General features: G+C 70.5%; 17 protein-coding genes. 11 read left to right on the forward strand and 6 right to left on the reverse strand.

Features of this window, described 5'->3' with window-relative positions:
* The first annotated feature begins 258 nt into the window (after positions 1-258).
* The 3 genes from ACQPY0_RS35005 to ACQPY0_RS35015 are packed head-to-tail and all read left to right on the forward strand — an operon-like array spanning position 259 to position 2,488.
* Positions 259-1,263, forward strand: coding sequence for an alpha-ketoacid dehydrogenase subunit beta (locus ACQPY0_RS35005; RefSeq protein ID WP_432970405.1), 1,005 nt, complete (start codon positions 259-261; stop codon positions 1,261-1,263).
* The gene (locus ACQPY0_RS35010) at positions 1,260-2,255 is read left to right on the forward strand and encodes a thiamine pyrophosphate-dependent dehydrogenase E1 component subunit alpha (protein WP_432970408.1); all 996 of its coding nucleotides are present in this window, start codon (positions 1,260-1,262) and stop codon (positions 2,253-2,255) included. The genes ACQPY0_RS35005 and ACQPY0_RS35010 overlap by 4 nt, the downstream gene beginning before the upstream one ends.
* 2 nt (positions 2,256-2,257) lie before the next feature.
* Entirely contained in the window at positions 2,258-2,488 is a 231-nt protein-coding gene (locus ACQPY0_RS35015; RefSeq protein ID WP_432970411.1) for a lipoyl domain-containing protein, read from the forward strand.
* 192 nt (positions 2,489-2,680) lie between these two features.
* Here ACQPY0_RS35015 and ACQPY0_RS35020 read toward each other — a convergent pair whose 3' ends face one another.
* The gene (locus tag ACQPY0_RS35020; protein WP_432970414.1) at positions 2,681-4,297 is read right to left on the reverse strand and encodes a methyl-accepting chemotaxis protein; all 1,617 of its coding nucleotides are present in this window, start codon (positions 4,295-4,297) and stop codon (positions 2,681-2,683) included.
* Between the two features lie 150 nt (positions 4,298-4,447).
* Positions 4,448-5,044 carry a TetR/AcrR family transcriptional regulator gene (locus ACQPY0_RS35025; protein ID WP_432970417.1) on the reverse strand — a complete coding sequence of 199 codons (597 nt, stop codon included), beginning with the start codon at positions 5,042-5,044 and terminating at the stop codon, positions 4,448-4,450.
* Between the two features lie 65 nt (positions 5,045-5,109).
* On the opposite strand from ACQPY0_RS35025, the gene ACQPY0_RS35030 reads away from it, so the two are divergent.
* A complete protein-coding gene (locus ACQPY0_RS35030; protein WP_432970420.1) occupies positions 5,110-6,036 on the forward strand; it encodes an NAD-dependent epimerase/dehydratase family protein in 927 nt (308 codons plus the stop codon).
* Positions 6,037-6,240: 204 nt separating this feature from the next.
* Here ACQPY0_RS35030 and ACQPY0_RS35035 read toward each other — a convergent pair whose 3' ends face one another.
* On the reverse strand, positions 6,241-8,913 hold the full coding sequence (locus ACQPY0_RS35035) for an ATP-binding protein (protein ID WP_432970423.1): 2,673 nt from the start codon (positions 8,911-8,913) through the stop codon (positions 6,241-6,243).
* A gap of 983 nt (positions 8,914-9,896) precedes the next feature.
* On the opposite strand from ACQPY0_RS35035, the gene ACQPY0_RS35040 reads away from it, so the two are divergent.
* A complete protein-coding gene (locus ACQPY0_RS35040; RefSeq protein WP_432970425.1) occupies positions 9,897-10,886 on the forward strand; it encodes a helix-turn-helix domain-containing protein in 990 nt (329 codons plus the stop codon).
* 765 nt (positions 10,887-11,651) lie between these two features.
* Positions 11,652-11,813 carry a hypothetical protein gene (locus tag ACQPY0_RS35045; protein ID WP_432970428.1) on the forward strand — a complete coding sequence of 54 codons (162 nt, stop codon included), beginning with the start codon at positions 11,652-11,654 and terminating at the stop codon, positions 11,811-11,813.
* A 269-nt stretch (positions 11,814-12,082) separates the two neighbouring features.
* Here the strand turns inward: ACQPY0_RS35045 and ACQPY0_RS35050 are convergent, their stop codons facing one another.
* A complete protein-coding gene (locus tag ACQPY0_RS35050; RefSeq protein WP_432970431.1) occupies positions 12,083-12,970 on the reverse strand; it encodes a LysR family transcriptional regulator in 888 nt (295 codons plus the stop codon).
* Positions 12,971-13,047: 77 nt separating this feature from the next.
* On the opposite strand from ACQPY0_RS35050, the gene ACQPY0_RS35055 reads away from it, so the two are divergent.
* The gene (locus ACQPY0_RS35055; RefSeq protein WP_432970434.1) at positions 13,048-13,980 is read left to right on the forward strand and encodes an EamA family transporter; all 933 of its coding nucleotides are present in this window, start codon (positions 13,048-13,050) and stop codon (positions 13,978-13,980) included.
* A gap of 39 nt (positions 13,981-14,019) precedes the next feature.
* Here ACQPY0_RS35055 and ACQPY0_RS35060 read toward each other — a convergent pair whose 3' ends face one another.
* Positions 14,020-14,676 carry a TetR/AcrR family transcriptional regulator gene (locus ACQPY0_RS35060; protein WP_432970437.1) on the reverse strand — a complete coding sequence of 219 codons (657 nt, stop codon included), beginning with the start codon at positions 14,674-14,676 and terminating at the stop codon, positions 14,020-14,022.
* Positions 14,677-14,790: 114 nt separating this feature from the next.
* Between ACQPY0_RS35060 and ACQPY0_RS35065 the strand changes: the two genes are divergently transcribed.
* The 4 genes from ACQPY0_RS35065 to ACQPY0_RS35080 all read left to right on the forward strand — a co-directional run bounded on the left by ACQPY0_RS35065 (position 14,791) and on the right by ACQPY0_RS35080 (position 17,367).
* The gene (locus ACQPY0_RS35065; protein ID WP_432970440.1) at positions 14,791-16,296 is read left to right on the forward strand and encodes an MFS transporter; all 1,506 of its coding nucleotides are present in this window, start codon (positions 14,791-14,793) and stop codon (positions 16,294-16,296) included.
* Positions 16,296-16,664, forward strand: a complete 369-nt coding sequence (locus tag ACQPY0_RS35070; protein WP_432970443.1) for a VOC family protein — start codon at positions 16,296-16,298, stop codon at positions 16,662-16,664. Before ACQPY0_RS35065 ends, ACQPY0_RS35070 begins: the two co-directional genes overlap by 1 nt.
* Positions 16,665-16,718: 54 nt before the next feature.
* Positions 16,719-16,886 (forward strand): hypothetical protein, encoded by a 168-nt coding sequence (locus ACQPY0_RS35075; protein ID WP_432970446.1) that lies wholly within the window; start codon positions 16,719-16,721, stop codon positions 16,884-16,886.
* Positions 16,887-17,052: 166 nt separating this feature from the next.
* Positions 17,053-17,367, forward strand: a complete 315-nt coding sequence (locus ACQPY0_RS35080; protein ID WP_432995506.1) for a hypothetical protein — start codon at positions 17,053-17,055, stop codon at positions 17,365-17,367.
* On the opposite strand, the gene ACQPY0_RS35085 is transcribed toward ACQPY0_RS35080, so the two are convergent.
* A complete protein-coding gene (locus ACQPY0_RS35085; protein WP_432970449.1) occupies positions 17,280-18,230 on the reverse strand; it encodes an acetylxylan esterase in 951 nt (316 codons plus the stop codon). The two genes, ACQPY0_RS35080 and ACQPY0_RS35085, sit on opposite strands and share 88 nt — an antisense overlap.
* Between the last annotated feature and the right edge of the window lie 89 nt (positions 18,231-18,319).

Raw genomic sequence — 18,319 nt, forward strand, 5'->3', positions numbered from 1 at the left:
CGCCAAGCCTGTCCGGTCGGCCGCATATGTCCCCGGTTGCGCCGGCCACGGCTCCCATCCTGGCGGAGCGCATGTGCGGAAAGGGTTCCAGCGTGCTGCGCCGGGCCTGACCTCCGCTGAGTGGGTGGCGCCGCGAATTCGTCGGATGATATTGACGCGGAAGACCTTGCCAGGCAAGATTCGAATCGTTTCCAGAATGGTCCCGGCGGTCGCGTGACCGCCCCTTGGCGGACGTGGGTGAGGCAGACTGTGGCCAGGATGAGGGTGCGTCAGGCGATCGCTGCCGCGCTGGCGGATGAGATGCGGCGAGATCCCGCGGTCATGCTGCTCGGCGAGGACATCGCGGCGGCCGAGGGGCCGTTCAAGACGTCCGAGGGGCTGCTGGCCGAGTTCGGGCCGCTGCGGGTCCGGGACACCCCGATCGCCGAAATGGGGTTCACCGGGGCGGCCGTGGGCGCGGCAGCGATGGGGATGCGGCCCGTGATCGAGATCATGTTCATGGAGTTCCTCGGCGTCGCGCTGGACGAGCTGGTGACCGAGGCGGCCAAGTTCCGGTACCTGAGCAAGGGCCGGTTCGGCGTACCGATGACCGTGCGGGCCAGTATCGGTTCCGGGCTCGGCTTCGCCTGCCAGCACAGCCAGACCCTGGAGAACTGGCTCACCGCCACGCCCGGCCTGAAAGTGGTGGTGCCCAGCGACGCGCAGACCGCATACGGCCTGCTGCGGGCGGCCATACAGGACGAGGACCCGGTGGTGGTACTGGAACCGAGGGCGCTCTACGCCGAGCGTGGCGAGGTCGTGACCGGGGACACCGGAATCGTCCCGCTGGGCCAGGCCCGGACGCTCACGCGGGGCGATTCGGCGACCGTGGTGGCGCTGGGCCAGACCGTGCGCTCGGCGGTGAACGCCGCCGCGCAGACGCCCGGGCTCGAGGTGATCGACCTGGCCACGCTCGTGCCCTGGGATCAGGGCACGGTTCTGGCCTCGGTGGCGCGGACGGGGCGGCTGGTCACGGTCGAGGAGGCACCCGCCGGCGGCGGTTGGGGCGCCGAGATCGTGGCGGCCGTGACCGCGAAAGCGTTCCGGTCTCTGCAGGCCCCGCCGTTGCGCATCACCGCCCCCGACGTGCCGGTCCCGTACAGCAAGACGCTGGAAGCGCGGTATTGCCCGGACACGGCCGAGATCGTGACGCAGGTGGCGGCCTTCCTGAAGACCGACGACATCCCGGCGCCGTGGTGGGTGCGGGAAGGGGTACTGGCATGAGCATGGTCCTAGAAACGAATCCGGCCGCCCGCCGGGCCGCGCTGGCGGGCGGGCCGGCCGCCTGTTACGAGCGCATGTTCGAGATCCGCGTCTTCGAGGCGCGTGTCAACGACCTGTTCGCCCAGGGGGCCGTGCACGGCACGACCCACCTCTGCCTCGGCCAGGAAGCCCTGGCCGTTGGCCTGGCCGCGGAGCTGGCCACGGACGACGTGGTCACGGCCACCTATCGGGGTCACGGCATCGCGCTGGCCCTCGGCATGTCCCCGGCCACCGTGCTCGCCGAGATCATGGGCCGCGCGGGCGGCTGCACCGGTGGCCTCGGTGGGTCGATGCATCTGTCCGACCCGGACATCGGCCTGCTGCCCACGTTCGCCATCATCGGCGCCGGGCTCCCGGTCGCGGCCGGGGCGGCAATGGCCTTCCAGACCCGCGGCGAGCGCCGGGTCGCGGTGGCCGTGTTCGGCGACGGCGCGACCAACATCGGCGCGTTCCACGAGGCGCTCAACCTCGCCTCGGTATGGCGCCTGCCGGTCGTCTTCGTCTGCGACAACAACGTCTACGGCGAGTACAGCCGGATCGACCTGACCACCTCGGTGACCGACCTGCACGTGCGGGCGCAGTCGTATGCCATACCCGGAATCGCCGTGGATGGCATGGACCTGGCCGCCGTCCGCTCGGTCATCGGCGAGGCAGTGGCCCGCGCCCGCGACGGTGGCGGCCCGACCCTGGTGGAGGCCAAGACCTACCGCTTCGCCGGCCACTCCCGGGCCGACCAGGCCACCTACCGTCCGCCCGGCGAGCTGGAGCACTGGCGCACCCGCGACCCGCTGGCACTCCTGCGCGCCGAGCTGGCATCGACGTCCGACCTGGACACTCGGGAGGCGACCATCCGCGAGGATCTGGAGACGGTGATCCGCAACGTGTCCGCGAGCCCCGATCCGGCACTGGCCGACATGTTCAGCAACATCTGGGCGGCAGGAGCACGCGCATGAGAATGACCGTCAAGCTGCCCCGCGTGGCCGATACGGTGGACGAGGTCGTCGTCCTCGATTGGGAAGCCCCGGTAGGCCAGTCGGTTTCCGCCGGCGACATCCTGATGCGCGTCGAAACCGACAAGGCCGTCGTCGAGATCCCCTCCCCGGTGGCCGGCGTTCTCACCGAACAGCTCGTCGCCGTGGACGAGGACATCACCACCGGCCAGGCCATCGCCGTCATCACCATCTGAGACCGCAGCGGCGGTCTGTCCAATGAGGACGAGTTTGCCGAACAGGCGACGGATCTCGGTTCTGGTCAACAGGATCAGCGTGTGCTCGCCGTCGCCGGTACCCCCTCCACGGCCCGCGTGGCGACCGGGAACGCGGCGGCGAGCACGGCCAGGGTGATGTGGGCGTATCGCGCGCTTCTTGAAGTTGCCGGATCAGTACCGGAAGGCGCTCACCGCGGTGCGCAGTTCGGCCGACATCTCGCTGAGTTCCGCCGCCGCGGCGCGGGCGGTGGCCGCGCCGTCGCGGGTGCTGTCCGCCGCCTGCACGACCTCGCGCATACCGCCGCCGATGCGCTCGGCGCCGCCGGCCGCGACGTTGAGATCGCCGGCCATGCCGCCGGCCGTTGCGCTCTGCTCCTCGACCGCGGCCGCGATCGTCGTCTGGTACTCGTTGATGCGCCGGATAACCTCGCTGACGCTCGCGATCGACTCCACCGCGCTGCCGGTGTCGGCCTGGATCGCCTGCACTCGCCGGCCGATCTCCTCGGTCGCCTTCGCCGTCTCCTGCGCCAGGTCCTTGACTTCGCCCGCGACGACCGCGAAACCTTTGCCGCTCTCGCCGGCCCGCGCCGCCTCGATCGTCGCGTTGAGCGCCAGCAGGTTGGTCTGCTCCGCGATCGCGGTGATCACCTTGACCACGTTGCCGATCTCGGCCGACGACATGCCGAGGCGCTTCATGATGTCCTCGGTCGCGGCGGCGACCTCGACGCCGTCCCGGGCGACCGTGGCCGCCTCGCTCGCGCTCGCCGAGATCTGCCGGATCGACTGGCCCATCTCGCCGGCGCCGCCAGCGACCGAGTGCACGCTGCTGGAGACGCTGCCGAGGTCCTGGCCGATCGATGCCACCCGCTCGGAGGTGCGCTGTGCGCTGCGCTCCAGGTCCTGGCTGGTCTGCTCGAGCTGGGCCGCGCGCCCGGCCAGGCCGGTGCTGCTGCCGGCCAGGGTACCGACCGCGGCGCGCATCTGCGCCGTCGCGGCGTTGACTGACACCGCCATCTCGCCCAGCTCGTTGCGGGCCGTCACGTCGACGGTCTGGGTCAGGTCGCCGCCGGCGAGCGCCTGCAAGGCCTGCCGCAGCCGCTGCAGCGGGCGGATGATCGTCCCGGCGACGAGCCCGGCGAGGATCAGCGCCAGCAGCAGGCCGCCGACGAGCACGATGCTCAGGGTCAGCCGGGCCTGCGAGTACGTGTCCCGGGCCGCCGCGAGGCGCGCCTCGCCGATCCGCACGGAGATGGCGGTCATGTTGTCCAGCGCGGCGATCGTCTGGTCCGCGGACGGGTTGAGCTTCTGCACGCGCAGGGCCTCGAGGTCGGCCGTGCGGCCCTGAGCGCTCAGCTGCTGTGCCTGGTCGCGCAGGGTGAGGTACCCCTGCCAGCTCTGCTTGAACGACGCAAAGGCGTCGCGCTGCTCGGTGGTCAGGTCGAATCGGCCGTACGCCTCGATGCCGGCGTTGAGGTCCTTCAGGGTCTGCTCCTGCATCGCGGTGAACGTCTGGCGTGCCTGGTCGCCCGCCGACGTGGTCGTGGCCAGGGCGCTGTACCGGAACTTCCACACCAGCTCGTGAAGCTTGCCCAGCGTCTCGGCGGGCGCCACGGCACGCCGGTACATCTCGTCGCCCTGCGCGGCGACCGAGCGTGTCTGCAGCAGTCCGAGCACCCCGATGACCAGGGCGACCAGGCCGGTAACGACCACGGTGACCATGATTGCCGTACGGACGCCGAGCGAACCGACCACCCGCTCCACCACATCGACCCCCAAGCGTTCGAGCACCACGGCCACTCTCACCACACCCCATCGGCGCCGCACCCGCGGCGTTGAGGAAAACGCCGGCCGTCCTCCCGCCCCCGTCGCCCTGCCCTCGTCCGGGACCGTCACCGCACCGCGACGTCCACATAGGATCTGGCCGGCGCCGGTCGGGCGCTAGCCGCTGGCCAGCCCCCGCACCATCGTGTCGAAGGCCCTTTCCCAGTGGTGGCGTGCCTCATCGGGGTCGCCGAGCGCGCCGCGCAGTTCGAGGCTGCAGAGCCCGTGTGCGAGGCCATTGAGCATGACGGCGACGTCGTAGGGCTCGGAGGGCGCGAATGCGCCCTCCGCTGTGCAGCGAGCGACGGCTGCGACCAGCGCGTCGAACGTGGGCTGGATCAGTGCGGCGGTCTCGGCATCGGGCTGGAACTCGGGGACCGGCCGCCCGAACATCAGCTCGTAGAGGTGAGGGTTCGCGAGGGCGTTCGCGCGGTAGGCCTGGCCGAGACCGCGCAGGTCGGCGACGGCGTCATCGGTGCGGGGCACCGCGGCGAACGCCTCGGCGAGGCGCTCGAACCCGGCCAGGAACATCTCGCGAACCAGCCCGGCCTTGTCGCCGAAGAGGCTGTAGACGGCCGTGGTGGACACGCCCGCCTGCTGCGCGACGCGGCGGGTGCTCAACGCCGACGGGCCCTCGGCGGCCAGCAGCCGGCCGCCGGCGTCGACGAGGTCGCGACGGAGTTCGACGTAGTCCCGGTTTCTGGGTCTTGGCATGACGGCGATCGTACCGTAACGTCGTTATATAACTGCGTTACTAAATCTGAATTCGGGAGAACCCCATGTCTGACTTGCACGTAGTCCTCGGCGCCAGCGGTGCGATCGGCTCGGCCGTCGCCGCCGAACTCACCGCCGGCGGCCACCGGGTCCGCGCCGTCAGCCGAGGCGCGGGCGCCGGTCCGGACGACTTCCGCGCCGACGTCACGACCACCGAGGGAGCCATCGCCGCCTGCGCCGGTGCCGCAGTCGTCTACCAATGCGCGCAACCGAAGTACGGGCGCTGGGCCGAGGAGTTCCCCGGTCTCACCCGCACGATCCTCACCGGCGTCGAGGCCGCCGGGGCGAAGCTGGTCATGGCCGACAACCTCTACGTCTACGGGCCCGTCGACCGGCCGATGACCGAGGACCTGCCGTACGCCGCCACCAACCCCAAGGGCCGAGCCCGCACCGAGGTGGACAACCTGATCCTCGACGCCCACCGGTCCGGGCGAATCCGCGCAACGCTGGGACGGGCCTCCGACTACTACGGCCCCGGCGGCGTCAACACCGTCATCGGCCCGACCGTCTTCGCCGCCGCCCTGGCCGGCAAGACCGCCCGCTGGGTGGGCGACCTCGATCAGCCGCACACCGTCGCGTACCTCCCCGACATCGCCGCTGGTCTCATCACCCTCGGCGAGCGCACGGACGCCGACGGGCGCGCCTGGCATCTACCGGCCGCCGCGCCGGTCACCGGCCGCGAATTCCTCGATCTCGTGTGGGCAGCGGCGGGCGGCAAGCCCCGGGTTGCCGGACTCAGCCGGACGGCGCAGCGCCTGATCGGGCTGTTCAACCCGACCGTCCGCGAACTCGGCGAGACCTGGTATCAGCGCGACCGGACATTCATCTCCGACGACTCGGCATTCCAGAAGGCGTTCGGCCCCGCCAAGGTCACCCCACACGCAGAAGGCGTGGCCGCGACCCTCGACTGGTACCGGCACCGCGCGGCCTGACAGCCCAGCGAGAGATTCGGGCTTTCGTGATCGACATGCGCTACAGTTGTTGTCCTGCAAGGGACGCAGGTACATCTGACGTATTACCCAGACCTTCCTCCAGGACGGCGCCCTGAGCGGCGAGTGGGGCTGGGCGTCACGGCGGCTGCAGCCCGACCGACCCTACGGGGGCGGAGGCCGGCGAGGCCGGCCAGGGAGGCGATGCTAGTCAGCGTGTCTTGACAGCGACGGCGGGCCTACCGCGGCTGCGTGGTCAAGAACGCGGGCGACGGTATGCAGGAGCTGGTGGGCGCTGACCGGTTTGGTGAGCAGGGTCGCGCCGGTGGGGATGGTGCTGCGGGTGGCGAGGATCGTCTCGGTGTATCCGGACAGGTAGATGACCGGCAGTCCCGGATGTGTGCTGTGCAGGGCGGCGGCGAGGGCGGGTCCGTGCATGTCGGGCAGGATCACGTCAGTGAGCAGCAGTGCGATCCCGGGGTGTGTCGTGGCGGGGAGCTGGGCATCGGTGCCCGTGGCGGCAGACAGAACGGTGTAGCCGGCCTGGTACAGGATGCGTTCGGTGATCGCGCGGAGGCTGTCTTCGTCCTCGACGAGCAGGATCGTTTCGCCGGCGCCTGACCGCGGATGTTCCGCGGGTGTGGTGTCCGGTTCGGCGAGGTCGTCGGTGGCGGGGAGCAGTGCGGTGATGGTGGTGCCGTGGCCGAGTTCGGAGTAGATCTGGGCGTGGCCGCCGGCCTGGGTAATGATGCCGTAGATGGTGGCTAGGCCGAGGCCGGTGCCGTGGCCTTTGGGTTTCGTGGTGAAGAAGGGTTCGAAAGCCCGTTCCAGCGTGGCTTTGTTCATGCCAGTGCCGGTGTCGCTGACCCGCAGCTGCATGTACCGGCCGGTTCGCATGCCGGGGTGCTGGGCGGCGTAGTGCTCGTCGACGGTGACTGGTGCGGTCTCGATGCTGAGGGTGCCGCCGCCGGGCATGGCGTCGCGGGCGTTGACCGCAAGGTTGACCAGGACCTGCTCGAGGCGGCCGGGGTCGGCTCTGATCGGCCACGGTTGCGCCGTGAGGTGTGTGATGAGGGTGATGTCCTCGCCGAGGGCGCGTCGCAGCAGGGTGTCGAGGTCGGTGACGACGGTGTTGAGGTCCAAGGTGCGGGTCTCGGGTGCGGGGTCGGCGCGCGCGAAGGCCAGCAGTTGGCGGGTGAGGGCAGTCGCGCGGTCGCCTGCGGAGACGATTTCGGTGAGGTCGGCGTGCAGAGTGCGCCAGGCGGGGTCTGCTGCGGCAACCGGTTCCAGGTCCGCGGCGGCCATGCCGGCGTAGCCGTTGATGATACCGAGGAGGTTGTTGAAGTCGTGCGCGACACCGGCGGCGAGCTGGCCGAGGCTCTCCAGCCGGTCGGACTGGCGCAGCCGTCGCTGCAGATGTTCGCGTTCGGTGACGTCGGTCATGACGGCACAGTGGACCTCCCGCCCAGCGAACGACGTCAGGTAGGTGGTGACGCTTACCTCGGTGATCGTGCCGTCGTGCTTGATGTGGCGTTGTGGCCGGTCGCGTTCGACCGGCTCGGCTGCCGCGCCGTCGGCGCTTGCCTCGTTGAGATCGTCCGGTGCGAGCAGATCGGTGTAGGTCATCGTGAGGAGGGCGTCGCCGGGCCGGCCGTAGTACGCCAGGGCGGCTGCGTTGGCGGCGACGATGGCAAGGGTGTCGGCGTCGAACAGCACGATCGGGTTCGGGCTGGCGTCGAACATCTGCCGGTAGTTGCGTTCGTGTTCCCGGGCGGTGTGTTCTGCGCGGCGGCGTTCCTGCAGTTCCCGGTCGACGGTGGCCAGCAGCGCGGTGAACTCTTCGCCAAGTTCGGCGACCTCCCGGGGGCCGGTGACCGCGACGGTCGTGTCCAGGTTGCCGGAGGTGGCGGTGCGCACCGAGCTGCGGAGGTTGCCGATCGGGGCGGTGACGCGTCGCTGCACGACCATCGTAGCCAGTAGCCCCGCGAACAGGCCGAGCGCCACGATCAAGGCTTGGTGCCGTGCCAGCCGGTCAGCGTCCGCCAGCGCAGCGGACCGGTCTGCGCCGGCGAAGACCTGCCAGCCGGTGCCCTCGACGGCCGCCCGCCCGTACAACCGGGGCAGCCCGGTCACGTCGACGCCGGCGCCGGTCGTCGTGAGCCGGGCGTGGCGCAGCTGAGTGCCGGCCCACCGGAGTCCGTCGGGCCAGCGCGTCAGCACGGCGGTGTGGCCCTCGGTGGTGATCACGAATTCGAGGTGGCGGGCTCCGCCGAACAGGTTGCCCGCCGCCGCGCCGAGGGCGGTCAGGTCGACGAATGCCGCTACCAGTCCAAGTGCGGGGATTACGGCGGTGATCAGAAAGGCGGGTCGTCCGGTGCGGTCGTCGCGGACCGGAGCGACGGTTTGTGGTGTACGTACCGCGTTGGGCAGCCAGGAAGACCCGGCGTAGGCGTTGGCCGGTTGGCCGTCGGACGGTGGCGTGGAGGAGCACACGATGGTCCCGTCGGGGCGTAGGACGTCCAGGTGCCCGTCATCGGCACCGCCGAGGGAGAACGCCAGCCGGCATGCGCCAGGGTCGGCGAACACCTGCGCTACGCCCGGGCTGGATGCGACGGACTCGACGCTGGCGCGCACGGTGGCGAGGCTCCCGCCGATCTGCCGCGCCGCCAGGCCGGCCGCCATCGAAGCGTCCGCCCGGGCGGCGGACACGGCGTCGTGCCGGGCCTGTACCCAGCCGGCGGAGATGCCTGCCCCGGCCGTCACGACGAATAGCACCAGCAGCCCGATCAGATAGGACCGCAACGGCCATCGCCGCCGGCGGCGTACCGGCTTCATCTGTCGCAGTGGGTCCACTACCGTGCCGGGCTCCGGCGTGCTCATGTGGCGGCTACCTTCCCGGGCCGGTCACCACCGCACCAAAGGTGAGCCGACACTTACTCCTCCAGACGGTACGCCGCCGGGCCGGCTGGCATGGCCGGAATCAGTTGCGGACAGTCGAGGAAGGCTGCGCCGACGGTTACTCGTGGTCCCACGGCATGCGGAAGTCGTCGCAGTCACCGCAACGGTCCCGCCGCGGCGCAGTCCACCCGGCAGCTCAGCGACCACCGGCAGCACAACCGCCGCGCCGACGTCGGACACCGAACGCCCGCGGCACACCAGCCCGGTGTCAGGTCGAGCGCGGATCACTGTGCTGACGCGCTCGACAGGACCGAGCGCGGAATGTGCGTGCGACGTCGGGGGCGATTCGGTGACAGGCCGTAACGGCGGGCCGGGACGGCCAGTCGCTGCCCCGCCGGGTGACGGTCCGGCCCGGGAGTTCGCAGAAGACCTTGCGGGACGATGGGCCGCATAGGGTTGCGTCCCCGGGACTTCGGCGACGACGCGATCTGCGAGCCGATCGCCGTGCTCGCCGACGCAACCATGACCGCAGGTTCGTTGGCGTGGTCTGCACCTGGCGGGCGGGGGGAAGACACCGCCGCCGCACTCCATGCCGCGTACCGACCACGCGTTCTTGGTGCTCGCGTACGCGTGCATGCTGACCGTCGACGACGACGAACGGCCGGTCGGTCGGCATCGGTGGCCTCGCGTTCGTACCGCGGGGGTCGCCCGTCGCCGTCCGGGTCACCGACGGACCGTGCCGTATGCTCGTCGTCCTCACCCCGGCGGGCCCCGAGGCATACCTGGCGACCGCGTCGGCGCTGCCCGACATGAGCCCCACGACGGCGGATCTCCCTCGCAGCCGACCCAAGCGTCGTCACTCACCACAGCCCGTGAGCCGGTTCATCGGGTGCTTGCTGCTCATGAGGTCGCGCTGCGACTGCCACGTAAGGAAACCGTAAGTCTGGATGCCGAGGATGACCGGCATGCCCGACACACTTAGCGATCCGCCCCGCCCGGAGGGGCTCACGACACCGGCTGAGTTCGTCGCGGCGCTTGCCGCGCTGCGAGGCTGGTCCGGGTTGACGTACCGGCAGCTGACCGCGAAGGCGCGGGCCTCCGGCGACGTGCTGCCCTCGAGCACGATCGCCGGCGCGCTGAGCCGGCGGAGCCTGCCGCGGGCCGAGCTCGTGGCCGCGTTCGTGCGGGCATGTGGGCTCGACGACAACACGACGCAGGGGTGGTTGGCCGTTCGTCAGCGCCTCGCCGCTGCCACCGCCGCGCCTGGCCCGGCCACTGGGGCGGCCATCGGCTCGGACATCGGGTCGGACACGCCGGTGCCAGGCGCCGAGTCGACCATGGCGACCACGGCGGACGAGGCGCCCGGTCCCGTGCGGCCCGGCCACCGGCGGGGGTCGACGATCGCAGCGACGCTGTTGCTGGTGGCCCTCGTGATCATCGCCTTGGTCCTCGCCGACGGGCGGCGCCCGGGCGAACTTGCCGATGGGTGGTACCGCATCAAACCCGCCCACATCGAAGACCATGGCCTCTGCCTCGGCGAGGGCCGGGAGCGCAACCGCCGCACCGACCGGCCCCTGGTCGTCCAGCGGCCCTGCGCCGGAGCCGTCCCGGAAACCTACCTGCGCCGCGTCGGCGAGGGCGTGTACGAGATCCAGTGGCACGACCCGGTCAGTGGCACCGGCTGCCTGACCGTCGACGAGGCACTCGTCGGCGACGGCGCGCTGGTGGCGCCGGCCGACTGTGTCGGCGCGGCCCACCAGCAGTTCCTGCTCGAGACCGTGGACACCCCCGTACACGGCGCCTTCCGGCTCCGCCCCGTCCACAGCGGCCTGTGCATCGGCATCCTCGGCGGCCCCGCTGACATCGACGCCGGCGCCGAGGCGGTACAGACGCACTGCACCGCCGCCGCCGACCAGCAGTTCCTGATCCAGCCAGCCCCCAGGGCCGGCCGCTGACCAGGACCTCGCGGGTCGGCGGCCACGGGCTCAGCAGCAACCGATGTCGGCCTGGGCAGCGCCCGCCGGGACGGCGATGACGGCGCCCAGGCTCAGGCCCGCCGCGAGGGTCAGCGCCAAGATCACTCGTCGGCGTACTCGACGCGCCGGGTCGGCGCCAAGTTGTGAGTTATGCCCTGACGGGGGTTCCCACACCGGTGATCCGGTACGCCGGCCCGAATGAGGTGCAGTAGGCGTATGACCAGCGGTTGTCATTTGTGCCGACGCCCCGCGCCGTCTTGGTGGTCGTGCCGTCAGTACACTTCACCCTCGCGTAGTAAGCGAAGGTTACGTCACAATGAGCTCCGTAGGTCCTGCCGTCCGACCATTCTCCCCCACCCGAGCACCAGGAAGGGATGGACGCTTGAGCAGGGGCGGACATGGTTCCGAGCGCGAGAGTGACGCCGAGGAGGCTGGCGCCGAGAGCAGAACGAATACGCATTGCGTACTTCCCCTTCAGTAGCAGGATGCCGAAGATCGGTGTCCTGATTCCACCGGTCCGCCAACTCGGCCCGCCAGGTCCTGCACTGTTCGGAACAGATCGGAACACTTCGCAACAGCGGCGCCACACATTCTGGAAGGCAATTCACCAGGCGATTGCCAGCGGCAGCGCCCGCAAGGTAAGTCCGGTGTCCGGTCCAGGTGCGCTGCCCAGAACGTAAATCTAGAAGAGCGGGACGGGTCCCGGCATCGCCGAGCGTCGGCACGGCGCGATCGTGTACGCGGGTGGAGGCCAGCCGCGACGGGGTGCTGGCTCGGAACGAGGTGGTCGACGTGTCGCTCTTCAACTGGCCCGGGGCTGCCGCTGGTGACGAACACGTTCGTGCCGGCTCCCCCGTGGTGTACAACAGATTCAACCTGTCGTTCGCGGCGGCCGACGAGCTGTAGGCGGTGTCAGCACTGCAGCTCCGCCACGAACTCACCGACCCCGAAGCCCTCACGGGCGGGGCAACCGACCCAGACCCGAACCCAACGGGCCGATTCATCAGTCGGCGGCGCGAGACCCCAATCGTCGCCCGCGGGCACCACACCGTCCGACGCGACGATGACCGGCAACGACGAGCAAACCTGGTGCCGACGCCGAGCTCACCGGATCCGGCACCGTCGAGGAGTCCGGGCCGGCGGCGCCGCCATAGAGGCCGCGACGAGCGCTGCGGTCATTCGGTGCCGGGCTTGGCCGGCAGGTCGAGCACGGCGAGGAAGGCGGCCGCCGCCGGCGTGTGGCCGGCGGAGTTCCAGACGAGGTACTCGACGCGAGCCGGCGCGTCGGCGACCTCGATGGTGACCACGCCGGTGAGCTGGGGCACGTAGGCGGACGGAAGCATGGCGACGCCGAGGCCCTGCCCGACCAGCCGGGCCAGGAAGTGCGCATTGGTCACCTCGAAAGCGACGTCGCGGTCCAGGCCGGCGGCCGCGAAGGCCTGGTCGGACTCGGTACGCCCGGCAGTCCCGGCCGGAAAGTCCACGAACACCTCGGCGGAAAGCCGGCGAAGGTCGACCGTCGTTGCCCGGGCGAGGGGATGATCCGGCGCGACCACGGCGACGTGCCGGTCGCGGGCGAGCTCGCGGGCGCGCACACCTTGGGGTCGGGCCGTGGTCGGCAGCCCGACGACGGCCACCTCGACGGCTCCCTGCCTGACCTGCTCGATGAGCTGCTCGCTCGCGGCTACGCGCAGGCCGATGCGCACGAACGGGTACTGCCGGTGGAAGGTCCGCAGGGCGCCTGCGATGTCGATTGCGGCGAGGGTGGAGATCACGCCAACGGCGAGCCGTCCGCGCACCTCGCCGACGGCGGCGGCGACCTCGGCGGCCGCGCGCTCGGCGGCGTCCAGGCACTGCCGGGCGACTGGGAGGAACGCCGCGCCGGCCGGCGTCAGCCGGACCCGGCGGCTGGTGCGCTCGAAGAGTCTCGCGCCCAGCTCCCGTTCCAGGCGCGCGACCTGGTGACTGAGGGCGGACTGGACAACCCGGCATCGTTCGGCGGCCCGGGTGAAGCTGTTCGTCTCGGCGACCGCGACGACGTAACGCATCTGCTGAAGCTCCACAATCCATCTTGTATCGAGATCGATGACGTGACAAGCATGTGTTGGACTCATTGTTTGTCGAGGGTGAGATTGAGGGCGTGAGAAGCGATCGACAACTGCGCACCGCGGGCCTGACGGCGGCGGCCCCGGCGATCTGGGGAACGACCTACCTGGTTACGACCGAATGGTTGCCGCCGGACCGCCCACTGCTGGCCGCCACCGCGCGGGCACTTCCCGCCGGCCTGGTGCTGCTGGCCATCGCCCGTACGCTGCCGAAGGGCATCTGGCTGTGGCGAGCCCTGGTGCTCGGCACGCTCAACATCGGCGCGTTCAACGTCCTGCTGTTTGTCGCGGCCTATCGCCTACCGGGCGGCATCGCGGCAATGATCATGGCGGTACAGCCGATGATCGTGCTGGTCATGGCGGCGCTGCTCATCGGGGACAAGATCCGGTTCACGCACGTGTTGGCGTGCGTCCTCGGCGCGACCGGCGTCGTGTCGCTGGTGTTCAAAGGCACGACGGCGGTGGACCTCGTCGGCGTGGCGGCGGCGCTGGTGGCCGCGGCCTGCATGGCCACCGGGATCACGCTGACCAAGCTGTGGGGCCGCCCGCACGACGTGGGGCTGCTGCCGTTCACCGGCTGGCAGCTCACCGCCGGCGGGCTCCTGTCGTTGCCGTTCACGCTGGCCGTCGAAGGGCTGCCCGCCACGATCAGCGGACCGAACATCCTCGGGTTCGCCTATCTCGCCTCCCTCGGCGCCGCCATCAGTTACGCGATCTGGTTCCGCGGGATAGCGAGGCTGCCGGCGCTCGCGGTCTCCTTCCTCGCCCTGGGCAGCCCGGTCGTGGCAACCGTCCTCGGATATCTGTTCCTCCATCAGACACTGTCGATGCCACAGCTGGCCGGAATTCTGCTGATCATCGGCGCGGTACTGCTCGCGCAGCCCCGACCGGGCGACTCAGAGCAGCGGCAGGCAGCCACCCGGCATGGCCAGAGAGCAGAGCAATGGCCACAGGGCGACGCCGGATGATCAGGTGTGCGGGGGCACGCTCTTGCACGGTCCAGCCGGTCAGGGCGTCGTTGATGGTTGGCGCGTGGGCGCGTTGGCTGCCTGTTCAAGCTGATGGAGAGCGGCCAGGTCCAGTTCCGGGCCGCACAGGCGCTGGTCGGACGGTGTGGTGCGCAGCCCGGCGAGGAAGAGGTCGGCGTGCCGGTGGGCGAGGGCGTGTTGAGTCTCGGCCGGGATTGGGCCGGGCAGTGGCCGGGATAGCCGGACAAGCATCAGGCCGATATCGCCGAACGCGACGCCTTTGCGCAGTGCGCCGCTGTGGTGTGCCGCGTCCAGCAGCTGCTCGATGAGTTGGGCCGATTTCGTTCGGGCCGCGTTGAGCTGCGGCTCGTTGAGGTCGAGTTGGTCGAGCAGGGTCGGGATGACCGCCGAGGTTCGTAGATCCAGTACGGCGTGGACGTAGGCGCTCAGGGCGTCGAACGGGTCGGCGTGATCGCGTTGGACACGCTCGACTGCTTCGACGGTGGCGGTCAAGGCGGCAAGGACGACGGCGTGCATGAGGGTGGCGCGGTCCACGAAGCGCCGGTACAGGGTGGCGATGCTGACTCCGGCTCGACGGGCGATCTCGTCGAGGGGCGCGTCCGGTCCGCGCTCGACGAACACGTCGCGCGCGGCGGTCAAGAGCAGCTCGTGGTTGCGGCGTGCGTCGGCGCGCATGGCGTTCTGCCCCCTCCCACGTGCCGCCTGCGCTTGAGCCTACCAGTAGACGTAGGAAGATCCTACGGTTACGTTATCCGTAGGGTTTCCCTACGTTTGTGGAGGTGGGATGACATGACCGATGTGATGCCCGGGCGCGACTCGGCGACGCATGCATCCAAGGGCCGCTGGCTGGGCCTAGGTGTGATCGCCGCCGCGCAGTTGATGACCGCGCTGGACGCGACGATCGTGAACATCGCATTGCCGTCGGCTCAGAGTGACCTGGCATTCGGTGATGCCCAGCGGCAATGGGTGGTGACCGCATATACGGTGTGCTTCGCCGGATTGCTGCTGCTCGGCGGGCGGGTCGCTGACGTGCTCGGTCGGCGGCGAGCCTTCCAGATCGGCCTGGTCGGGTTCGCGCTCGCCTCGCTGGTGGCCGGGCTCGCCCCGACGCTGCCCGTCCTGGTCGCGGGACGCGCACTGCAGGGCGCGTTCGCGGCGTTGATCGCACCGACCGCGCTGTCGCTGCTTGCGGTGACGTTCACCGAGCAGCGCGAGCGGGCGCGAGCGTTCGCGGTGTACGGCGCCGTGGCCAGTAGCGGGGCGGGGGCCGGGTTGCTGCTCGGCGGGGTCCTGACCGAGTACCTCGACTGGCGCTGGTGCTTGTTCGTGAACGTCCTGATCGCAGCCATCGTCCTGGCGGTCGGCCGGTCCGTGTTGCCGGATCCGCCGCGGTTCGGCTCGGCTCGGATCGACGCGATGTCGGCCGGGCTGGCCACCGGCGGCTTGGCGGCCTTGGTGTTCGGGTGTAATCAGGCCGCCAGGCACGGGTGGACGTCCGCGCTGGTGCTGGGCTGGCTGGCCGCCGGTGTCTGCGCGTTGGCAGGCTTCGGGCTGCGCCAATGGCGGATGGCCAGCCCGCTGCTACCGCTGCGCCTCCTCACCGACCGCAACCGGGCCGGGGCGTACGTGGCCGCGGCGACAGCGGTCGTCGGGGCGTTTGGCATGTTCCTGCTGCTCACCTATCACCTGCAGGTCGTGTTGGGCTACTCGCCGGCACGCGCCGGGCTGGCCGTGCTGCCCATGACCCTGGCGAACTCGCTCAGCGGATATCAGCTCGGCAACCGGCTGATGCTTCGCGTCGCCCCACGGATCCTGATCGCCGGCGGCCTGCTCATCGCCGCGTCGGGCCTGGCGGTCATGACCCAGCTGACCCCGCACAGCGGATACTTCACTATTGTCCTGCCCGCCGAGGTACTCATCGGGGCCGGAATGGGCGCCCTGTTCCCACCTGCGTTCCAACTGGCGATCCGCGGCGTGACCCCGCGCGACGCCGGTGTCGCATCGGCGGTGATCAACGCCGCCGCCCAGGTTGGCGGCTCCATCGGAACCGCCGCGATCAACGCCCTGGCGGTGAGCTCCACCGCCGCCTACCTCGCCACCCATGCCCCCAGTCCCTCCCGGCAGGTGGCCGCTCTCGTCCACGGCTACGTCTACGCGACCGCATGGTCCACCGCCCTGCTCACCGTGATGGCCGTCCTGGTGTTCGTTCTCGTCACCTCCCCACGCGGGCAACACGGCCAGCCGGGCCAGCCAGACCGAGCAAACGGTGAAGTTTCGACGAGTAAGGAGCATTGATGTCCGTCCAGCTGAACCACACCATCGTGCGAGCCCGCGACAAGCACGCGTCCGCGCGGTTCCTCGCCGACATCCTCGGACTACAAGTCGGCGCCGAGGCCGGCCCGTTCGCGCCGGTCCACCTCGCCAACGGCGTCACGCTCGACTACATGACCGTCGCCGAGCCCCAACCGCAGCACTACGCATTCCTGGTCGACGACGACGAATTCGAAACCGCCTTCGCCCGCATCCAGCGGGCCGGTGTGCACTACTACGCCGAGCCGGGCGGCGGCCAACCCGGCCAGATCAACCACCGGTGGGACGGTCGCGGCGTGTACTTCGACGACCCCGACCACCATGCCATGGAAATCCTCACCCGAGCCCCATAACCCGCACCAGGAGCCGCCCGGGGGCCGGCCGGCGCCGGCGGTTCGCCGGTCAGGATGCCGGCCCCTGCCGCGAAGCAGGTCCGCCTCGCGGTGGGTGTCGGCGTGTGGTTCGCCGCCGTGGAGTGCCCGACCGCGCCGCTGCCGCGGGCCCTGCTCCCGGCCCGGACCGGCTTCGACCCGGCGGTGCTCGAGTTCACCGGCCGGTCGGCCCTGCTGGGGTAACTGTGGTACCGGTCGGTGCTCGTGGCGTACCGCCTGCCGGGGCACCTCCTCAGCGGCCAGGCTGCCGGCCCGCGTGGACTGGCTGACCGCCGCCCGGGCGGTGGCCGTCGACGCCTCCGCGGCGGAACTGCGCCGGATCGGACGGGATCCGCACGACGGCGCGCAGGTGCGGCTCGTAGCGGTACGGCTGAACATCGGAAGGGCCCGGGACCTCATCGACGCCGACCCTGCCCCGGCCAAGGCCCTGATGGTCGAGGCGAAGGCGAGCGCCGGCTCGGCCCTGACCGGTGTTGCCGTCCGTTTGGCTGTGCGGCGCGATCGTGCCGGGGCGGCGGACGGCCACGTAGTGCTCGGTGCCCATGTGGTCGTCCGACCGGTGAGCGCTGACGAGGGTTACATGTCAGCGCCGTCCAGTAGCTTCGCGAGGAAGGCCCGCTGGGCGGCCAGATTGAAACCGGCTCCGCCCTCGTGGCCGTTGTAGGGCCAGATGGTGATCTCCTTCTCCCCCGCGTAATGGTTGTAGGCGGCGAAGACGGTCGACGGTGGACAGACCGCATCCATCAGCGCCACCGAGAACAGCGCCGGAGCACCGGCCCGGGCGGCGAAGTTGACGCCGTCGAAGTAGCGCAGCGTGGCGAAGACCCGGTCCGCCTGGTCGCGATGTGTGCGGCAATAGGCGACCAGCTCCTGGTACGGGAAGCTGTCCGTGATCGCGGTGGCCCGCCGATAGTGGCACAGGAACGGCACGTCCGGTAGCACGGCGGCGAGCCCGTCGACCAAGCCCGCAACCGCCAGTGTGATACCACCGCCCTGACTTCCCCCGGCCACCACCACCCGGGTCGGGTCGACAGCCGGGTGCTCACGCACGGTTTCCACGGCGCGCACGGCGTCGGTGAACACCCGCCGGTAGTAGTAGCGCTGCGGGTCGGTCACGCCACGGGTCATGAAGCCCGGAGTCTGCGGGGTGCCGTCCAGATCCGGGTCGCCGGTGTCTCCCACCGACGAACCGTCGCTGCCCTGCCCCCGAGTGTCCATGACGAAGTGGGCGTACCCGGCGGCACTCCAGAACAGCCGCTCGTGCGCCAGCCCCCGGCCGCCGTTGTAGCCGATGTACTCCACCGGCGCCACGAGGCACCAGGAACAGCCACGCACGGGCTGGCCGGCGAAGGTGACATCGTGGACGTCGACTGTCGCGAGACCCACGTCATGCGGTGTGAACCGGGCCGGAACCGCACGTTCCCGTGCCTGTGTGAGCGTGGCGGCCCAGAAGTCGTCGAAGTCGCTCGGCTCGTCGCGCTCCGGCTGGTACCGCCGGAGGTCCTCAACTGGCCAGTCAACGTGCATGCGTTCTCACTTTCCTGGTGTCGATTGCGCTCGTGCCTGCTGCAGCTACTCCGTCGAAACGGGGCAGGCCCACATCGTCACCTCCTGGC

This window comes from Dactylosporangium sp. CA-233914 (genome assembly GCF_050942935.1).
Lineage (GTDB): Bacteria > Actinomycetota > Actinomycetes > Mycobacteriales > Micromonosporaceae > Dactylosporangium.

Bases quoted from the DNA above. Each gene is read 5' to 3' on its own strand.
- ACQPY0_RS35005 (WP_432970405.1), top strand. From the start codon at position 259: ATGAGGGTGCGTCAGGCGATCGCTGCCGCGCTGGCGGATGAGATGCGG.
- ACQPY0_RS35010 (WP_432970408.1), top strand. From the start codon at position 1,260: ATGAGCATGGTCCTAGAAACGAATCCGGCCGCCCGCCGGGCCGCGCTG.
- ACQPY0_RS35015 (WP_432970411.1), top strand. From the start codon at position 2,258: ATGACCGTCAAGCTGCCCCGCGTGGCCGATACGGTGGACGAGGTCGTC.
- ACQPY0_RS35025 (WP_432970417.1), bottom strand. From the start codon at position 5,044: ATGCCAAGACCCAGAAACCGGGACTACGTCGAACTCCGTCGCGACCTC.
- ACQPY0_RS35030 (WP_432970420.1), top strand. From the start codon at position 5,110: ATGTCTGACTTGCACGTAGTCCTCGGCGCCAGCGGTGCGATCGGCTCG.
- ACQPY0_RS35035 (WP_432970423.1), bottom strand. From the start codon at position 8,913: ATGAGCACGCCGGAGCCCGGCACGGTAGTGGACCCACTGCGACAGATG.
- ACQPY0_RS35040 (WP_432970425.1), top strand. From the start codon at position 9,897: ATGCCCGACACACTTAGCGATCCGCCCCGCCCGGAGGGGCTCACGACA.
- ACQPY0_RS35060 (WP_432970437.1), bottom strand. From the start codon at position 14,676: ATGCGCGCCGACGCACGCCGCAACCACGAGCTGCTCTTGACCGCCGCG.
- ACQPY0_RS35065 (WP_432970440.1), top strand. From the start codon at position 14,791: ATGACCGATGTGATGCCCGGGCGCGACTCGGCGACGCATGCATCCAAG.
- ACQPY0_RS35070 (WP_432970443.1), top strand. From the start codon at position 16,296: ATGTCCGTCCAGCTGAACCACACCATCGTGCGAGCCCGCGACAAGCAC.
- ACQPY0_RS35075 (WP_432970446.1), top strand. From the start codon at position 16,719: ATGCCGGCCCCTGCCGCGAAGCAGGTCCGCCTCGCGGTGGGTGTCGGC.
- ACQPY0_RS35085 (WP_432970449.1), bottom strand. From the start codon at position 18,230: ATGCACGTTGACTGGCCAGTTGAGGACCTCCGGCGGTACCAGCCGGAG.